Annotated in this window: 7 protein-coding genes; 4 read left to right on the top strand and 3 right to left on the bottom strand. The window is 70.9% G+C overall.

Features of this window, described 5'->3' with window-relative positions; translation table 11 throughout:
- A partial coding sequence (locus AOK08_RS32155) for an SCO1417 family PLP biosynthesis transcription factor (RefSeq protein ID WP_055532660.1) occupies positions 1–1,306 on the bottom strand: 1,306 nt, incomplete at its 3' end.
- A 108-nt stretch (positions 1,307–1,414) separates the two neighbouring features.
- Here AOK08_RS32155 and yczE point away from each other — a divergent pair.
- The 4 genes from yczE (at position 1,415) to AOK08_RS32135 (ending at position 4,885) form a co-directional block, all read left to right on the top strand.
- Entirely contained in the window at positions 1,415–2,068 is a 654-nt protein-coding gene (gene yczE, locus AOK08_RS32150) for a membrane protein YczE (protein WP_055532658.1), read from the top strand.
- Entirely contained in the window at positions 2,065–2,832 is a 768-nt protein-coding gene (locus AOK08_RS32145; RefSeq protein WP_055532656.1) for a glycerophosphodiester phosphodiesterase family protein, read from the top strand. The genes yczE and AOK08_RS32145 overlap by 4 nt, the downstream gene beginning before the upstream one ends.
- A gap of 42 nt (positions 2,833–2,874) precedes the next feature.
- The gene (locus tag AOK08_RS32140) at positions 2,875–4,242 is read left to right on the top strand and encodes an MFS transporter (protein ID WP_055532654.1); all 1,368 of its coding nucleotides are present in this window, start codon (positions 2,875–2,877) and stop codon (positions 4,240–4,242) included.
- Positions 4,243–4,510: 268 nt separating this feature from the next.
- Positions 4,511–4,885: an RNA polymerase-binding protein RbpA gene (locus tag AOK08_RS32135; protein WP_003977404.1), complete on the top strand. Its 375-nt coding sequence runs from the start codon at positions 4,511–4,513 to the stop codon at positions 4,883–4,885.
- 184 nt (positions 4,886–5,069) lie between these two features.
- On the opposite strand, the gene fxsA is transcribed toward AOK08_RS32135, so the two are convergent.
- On the bottom strand, positions 5,070–5,621 hold the full coding sequence (fxsA, locus tag AOK08_RS32130) for an FxsA family membrane protein (protein ID WP_055532652.1): 552 nt from the start codon (positions 5,619–5,621) through the stop codon (positions 5,070–5,072).
- A gap of 105 nt (positions 5,622–5,726) precedes the next feature.
- Positions 5,727–6,521: a polyprenol monophosphomannose synthase gene (locus tag AOK08_RS32125; protein WP_055532650.1), complete on the bottom strand. Its 795-nt coding sequence runs from the start codon at positions 6,519–6,521 to the stop codon at positions 5,727–5,729.
- Positions 6,522–6,599 lie beyond the last annotated feature (78 nt).

Below are 6,599 nucleotides of genomic sequence, written 5' to 3'. Positions count from 1 at the left end.
CCCCCGCCTCGGCGATCCGCGACCCCGACAGACCCCCCGTACGGACCCAGAGCGTGAGCCCGCCCCCGGGCACCGTGAACTCCCAGTCCGGCAGTTCCCGCCGTACCGCCGCGACCAGCGCGTCCCGGTTGTCCCGGGCCTGTTCGCGGCGCATGCCGACCGCCTGCTCCCAGCCTCCGGTGCTCAGCAGCCAGTTGACGGCCAGTTGTTCGAGTACGGGCGTGCCCAGGTCCGCGTAGGCACGCGCGGCGACGAGGCTGCGGATCACGTCCGGAGCCGCCCGCACCCAGCCGATGCGCATCCCGGCCCAGAAGGCCTTGCTGGCGGAACCCACGGTGATGACCGTCGACCCGGCCGGGTCGAAGCCGCACACCGGGCGCGGCATCTCGACGTCCGGGTCGAGCCACAGCTCGGTCATCGTCTCGTCGGCGACCAGCACCGTGCCCGCCGAGCGGGCCGCGTCGACGAGCTGCCGTCGCTGGTCCTCGTCGGCGAGCGCGCCGGTGGGGTTGTGGAAGTCGGCGACGACGTAGGCGATGCGGGGCGCCGCGTCGCGCAGTACCTGGCGCCAGCGGTCCAGGTCCCAGCCGGCGAGCCCCTCGGCCATCGCCACGGGGACGAGCCGGGCGCCGGCCTCCCGCATCAACTGGAGGATGTTGGCGTACGAGGGCGACTCCACGGCGATGCGCTCGCCCCGGCCGGAGAACAGATGACAGATCGCGTCGATGGCGCCCATCGCACCGGTCGTCACCATGATCTGTTCGGGCATGGTGGGGATCCCGCGCGCGGTGTACCGCTCGGCGAGCATCGCGCGCAGCGCGGGCAGCCCGGCCGGGTAGTCGCCATGCGTGTGCGCGTAGGGGGGAAGCTCCTCCAGGGCGCCCTGGACGGCGCGGGTGAGCCAGGGTTCGGGCGCGGGCAGGGCCGCCGTACCGAGGTCGATCACCGAGCCGAGCGCCTCGGGGGGCAGGGGTTCGAGCCCGCGCGCGGGAAGTGGGTTACCCGCGGGTACGGCAGTCCAGCTCCCCGCCCCCCGCCGGGACTCCAGGAAGCCCTCGGCGCGCAGCGCCTCGTAGGCGGCGGCGACCGTGGTGCGGCTGACGGAGAGGGCGAGGGCCAGTTCCCGTTCGGCGGGCAGGCGGGCGGCCACCGGCACACGGCCCTCCAGCACCAGCAGGCGGATGCCGTCGGCGAGTGAGCGGTAGGCGGGCGGGCGGCGGGTGCCGGGGCCCGCCGGGCGGTCCTGCTGGGAGGTGAGCAGCCGGGCGAGCTGCGCGGTCCCCACTGCCGAAGTCCACTGCACCATGCAGATCAGTCCACCTTCCCCGAATTGGCCATGGATGCGATCCGATCCCAAGCCACAGGGTGTCATGTGTCAGGCCACTACCACCACAGGGGGCAGCTCGTGAGTTCGTTGTCAGCGCAGGATCGTCTCGGCCGGCGGTTGGTCCAGCTCTACGCCGGTCTCGCGCTGTACGGGGCCAGTTCGGCCCTGATGGTCGAATCGGGCCTCGGCCTGGAGCCCTGGGGCGTGCTGCACCAGGGGCTGGCCAAGCTGACGGGGCTGACCATCGGCGTCGTGTCGATCTTCGTGGGCGCGGCGGTGCTGCTCCTGTGGATACCGCTGCGTCAGCGTCCGGGCCTCGGCACGGTCTCGAACGTGTTCGTCGTCGGCCTCGCCATGGACGGCACGCTCGCCCTGGTTCCCGACGCACACGCCCTCGCAGCCCGCGTCCCGCTCCTGGTGGCGGGCATCGTCCTCAACGGTGTGGCCACCGGCCTGTACATCACGGCGAGGTTCGGCCCGGGCCCGCGCGACGGCCTGATGACCGGCCTGAACCGGATCACCGGCCGCTCGATCCGCCTCGTCCGTACGGCGATCGAGGTGGCGGTGGTGGCGACGGGCTTCGCCCTGGGCGGCACGGTGGGGATCGGCACGGTGCTGTACGCGGTGGCGATCGGACCGCTGGCGCAGGTGTTCCTGCGCGTGTTCGCCGTCCCTACGGCATCCGACGGCAGCACGGCCGTTGCCGCCGGTCAACCGGAAGCGGCGATACTGCGACCGTGACCACGCGCATACGTCATCCCTACCTCGACCATCCCGGCCCGATCCCCTTCGCCCACCGGGGCGGGGCCGCGGACGGGCTGGAGAACACGATGCTCCAGTTCCGGCGGGCGTTCAACGCGGGCTACCGCTACATGGAGACCGACGTGCAGTGCACGGCGGACGGAAAACTCGTCGCCTTCCACGACCTGACGCTGGACCGGGTGACGGACGGCAGTGGCCTGATCGCCGACCTCCCCTGGTCCGACGTACAGCACGCGCGCGTGGCGGGCAAGGAGCCGGTACCCCTCTTCGAGGACTTGCTCGAAGCCCTCCCCGAGGCGCGCTGGAACATCGAACTCAAGGCCGAGTCCGCGCTGCGCCCGGTGCTGGACCTGATCGAGCGCACCGACTCCTGGGACCGGGTCTGTGTCGGCTCCTTCGACGAGGCGCGGCTGGTGCGCGCCCAGCGGCTGGGCGGCCCCCGGCTGGCGACCTCGTACGGCGTCCGGGGCATCCTCGGCCTGCGGCTGCGCTCCTGGCACGTGCCCGTGGGCGTACGCCGTTCCGCGGTCGCCGCACAGGTGCCGGAGTCCCAGTCGGGCATCCCGGTGGTCGACCGGAGCTTCCTGCGCACCGCCCACGCGCGCGGGCTGAAGGTCCATGTGTGGACGGTCAACGATCCGGATCGGATGCACCGGCTCCTGGACCTCGGAGTCGATGGCATCATGACCGATCACATCGACACGTTGCGCAAGGTACTGGAAGACCGGGGCACCTGGTCCTGACGCCCCGCGCGCACCACTCCGCGGGGAAAGCGAGGGGCACGGGTGGGCACCGACACCGTGCGGACCGAAGCGGCCGACGAGGCCGCCGGGCGCCGCCGCGAGCAGCGCGGCTGGTACTTCTACGACTGGGCCGTCTCCGTCTACTCGACGAGCGTGCTCACCGTGTTCCTGGGCCCCTATCTGACCTCGGTCGCCGAGAAGGCGGCCGACGCGGACGGGTTCGTGCATCCGCTGGGCATTCCGGTGCGCGCCGGTTCGTTCTTCGCATACTCGGTGTCCCTGTCGGTCATCCTGGCCGTGGTGGTGATGCCCCTGGTGGGCGCCGCCGCGGACCGCACCGGCCGCAAGAAGGGCCTGCTGGGAGCCGCCGCCTACGTGGGTGCCACGGCGACGGCGGGCATGTTCTTCCTCGACGGCGACCGCTATCTGCTCGGCGGGCTGCTGCTGATCGTCGCCAACGCGGCCCAGTCCGTCTCGATGATGCTCTACAACTCCTACCTCCCCCAGATCGCCACGGCCGAGGAGCGCGACGCGGTCTCCTCGCGCGGCTGGGCGTTCGGCTACGCGGCCGGCTCGCTGGTCCTCGTCGTCAACCTGGTGCTGTACACGGCCCACGACTCCTTCGGCCTGTCCGAGGGCATGGCCGTCCGCGTCTGTCTGGCCTCGGCGGGCCTTTGGTGGGGCGCCTTCACCCTCGTACCCCTGCGCGGCCTCCGCGACCGCCGGACCGCCGCGCCGGAAGGTGCCGCGAAGGCGAAGGAGGCCACCTCACCGGGACTCCGGCAACTCGCGGCGACCGTGCGCGACATGCGCCGCCACCCGCTCACCCTCTCCTTCCTGCTCGCCTACCTCATCTACAACGACGGCATCCAGACCGTGATCTCCCAGGCCTCGGTGTACGGCTCGCAGGAACTGGGGCTCGGCCAGTCCACCCTGATCGGGGCGGTGCTGCTGGTGCAGGTGCTGGCGGTGGCGGGCGCGCTGGGGATGGGCCTGCTGGCCCGCCTGTACGGGGCCAAGCGGACGATTCTCGGCTCGCTCGTGGCCTGGACGCTGACCCTGTCGGCCGGGTACTTCCTGCCGGCCCACGCGCCGGTGTGGTTCTTCGTGCTGGCCTCCGGGATCGGCCTGGTCCTCGGCGGCAGCCAGGCGCTGTCCCGGTCACTGTTCTCGCATCTGGTGCCGCCGGGCAAGGAGGCCGAATACTTCTCGGCGTACGAGATGAGCGACCGCGGAATGAGCTGGCTCGGCCCGCTGCTCTTCGGGATCACCTTCCAGCTGACCGGAAGTTACCGGGACGCGATCATCTCGCTCGTGGCCTTCTTCGTCATCGGTTTCGCCCTGCTCGCGCGGGTTCCGGTGGGGCGGGCGATCCGCGACGCGGGCAATCCCGTTCCCGAAAGGATTTAGCATCGGCGGGCAAAGAGCGGTAGTGTACGCCGTTGGCCTGCCAGGCGGACCGTTACTGCGCGTCAAAGATGACGAAACGCTGGGTGATATCTGCTTGCAGATGTGACAAACCGGGCGCTGGTGGGTACAACAAGGGACAGCTACGACGGCGACGCATGACCCCGAAACGGGACACGGGACGGGAATCTTTACCGCCGACCGGACGTTGACCGGATGACGACGACAGCGACACCTGTCCTGTGGGCGACAAGCCCGGGAGGCACGATTCATGAGTGAGCGAGCTCTTCGCGGCACGCGCCTCGTGGTGACCAGCTACGAGACGGACCGCGGCATCGACTTGGCTCCGCGCCAGGCCGTGGAGTACGCATGCGAGAAGGGGCATCGGTTTGAGATGCCCTTCTCGGTCGAGGCGGAGATTCCGCCGGAGTGGGAGTGCAAGGTCTGCGGGGCCCAGGCACTCCTCGTGGACGGCGACGGCCCTGAGGAGAAGAAGGCCAAGCCCGCGCGTACGCATTGGGACATGCTGATGGAGCGGCGCACCCGAGAGGAACTCGAAGAGGTCCTCGAGGAGCGACTGGCCGTACTCCGCTCCGGAGCGATGAACATCGCGGTACATCCGCGGGACAGCCGCAAGTCCGCGTAGTCCTTCAGGGGGCTGGGCGGCATACAACGCACACGTGATGCCGCGGGTGCCGTACGTGAGGTCCGCGTACGGCACCCGCGGTTTTGCGTTTTCCGGGCGGTGGGTGGGGGTTGCGGTTCCGGGGCTGTGCCCCGGAACCGCAACCCCCACCGCCCTGCGGGCTCGTCCTCCAACGCCGGACGGGCTAAGAACTCGTGCCCTCGTCCTTGATGACCTCGCCCTGGACCACCTTGCCGTCCGGGCGGCGGATCCGCGCCTGCTGGAAGGCGTCGCCCAGGGTGCCCGGGGTCGCCTCCCGCAGCTTGCGTTCGAAGGTGCGCTCCGCGTAACGGCTGATCGCCTTCTGGAGCGGGGGGACCAGCAGGAGCAGGCCCACCGCGTCCGAGATCAGGCCGGGCAGCATCAGCAGCAGCCCGCCGAGCATCATCAGCCCGTTGCCCTCGCTGCCGCCGGGGCGGGCCGCGCCGACCTCCGGCAGACCGCCCTGCTGCTGCTGCAGTGTCTCCGTGAGATTGCGGAAGGCCCGGCGGCCCGCCCGCTTGATGACCACGGAGCCCAGCACCAGACCGGCCGCCAGGAGCACGAGGACCGCGAAGCCGCCCGCCGCGCCGGCGACCACGGTCAGCAGCCAGATCTCCAGCACCAGCCAGGCGGCGATGCCCAGCGGCAGAAACGTGCGCAGCCGGGATCGCCGCGGCCGGGCGGGGTAGATGGGGGTCGGTGCGCCAGTCGTCATACGTCCAGTGTGCCCGGGCCGGGCTCAGCACAGGATAAGAGGATGATCAACAAGCGCTGGGCGGACGTAGGGGCGCGCCCGGGACGGACCGGCCTCTACGGGCCGCTACGGCTTCCTGGTCTTGCCGCGGACCTGGTTGACCCGCTCCCCCACGCCCCACGTCGTGACCCGCCAGAGCGCCTCGACCAGGATCGCGCGGCTCATCTTGGAGTCGCCGTGCACGCGCTCGACGAAGGTGATGGGCACCTCGACCACGTGGTAACCCGCCCGGATCGAGCGGCGGGCCAGGTCGACCTGGAAGCAGTAGCCCTGCGAGGCGACCTCGTCGAGGCCGAGGCCTTCGAGGGTCTCGCGGCGGAAGGCACGGTAGCCGCCCGTGATGTCGCGGAGCGGGAGGTCGAGGGCGAGCCGTGAGTAGAGGCTGCCGCCACGGGAGATGAACTCGCGGGACTTGGGCCAGTTGACCACCCGGCCGCCGGGCACCCAGCGGGAGCCGAGGACCAGGTCGGCGCCCTTGAGGGCGGTCAGCAGGCGGGGCAGTTCCTCGGGCTGGTGGGAGCCGTCGGCGTCCATCTCGATCAGGACGCCGTAGCCGTTGTCCATGCCCCACCGGAAGCCCGCGAGGTAGGCGGCGCCGAGGCCCTCCTTGCCCTTGCGGTGCAGCACCTGGACCTGGTCGTCCTCGGCGGCCAGCTCGTCGGCGAGCTTGCCGGTGCCGTCGGGGCTGTTGTCGTCCGCCACGAGAACGTGGGCGTCGGGGACAGCCTTCCGCACCCGGCCGACGATCTTCTTGATGTTCTCCGCCTCGTTGTAGGTCGGAATGATCACCAAGGCCGTGCCGAGCGGGCCGAACCGCCGCCCCTGGGCTTCTGCCGCAAGGGTCCCGTCGCCGTCGTTCACTGCTGCCCCTTCGAGTCCGTACGCAGAGGTCCACCATAGTGGCCGCAACCTGCGCCGCCGCGTCAGCACGTGCTGACG

Source organism: Streptomyces graminilatus, from assembly GCF_001418565.1.
Taxonomy (GTDB): domain Bacteria; phylum Actinomycetota; class Actinomycetes; order Streptomycetales; family Streptomycetaceae; genus Streptomyces; species Streptomyces graminilatus.
This window is presented reverse-complemented; position numbering and strand designations above follow the sequence as displayed.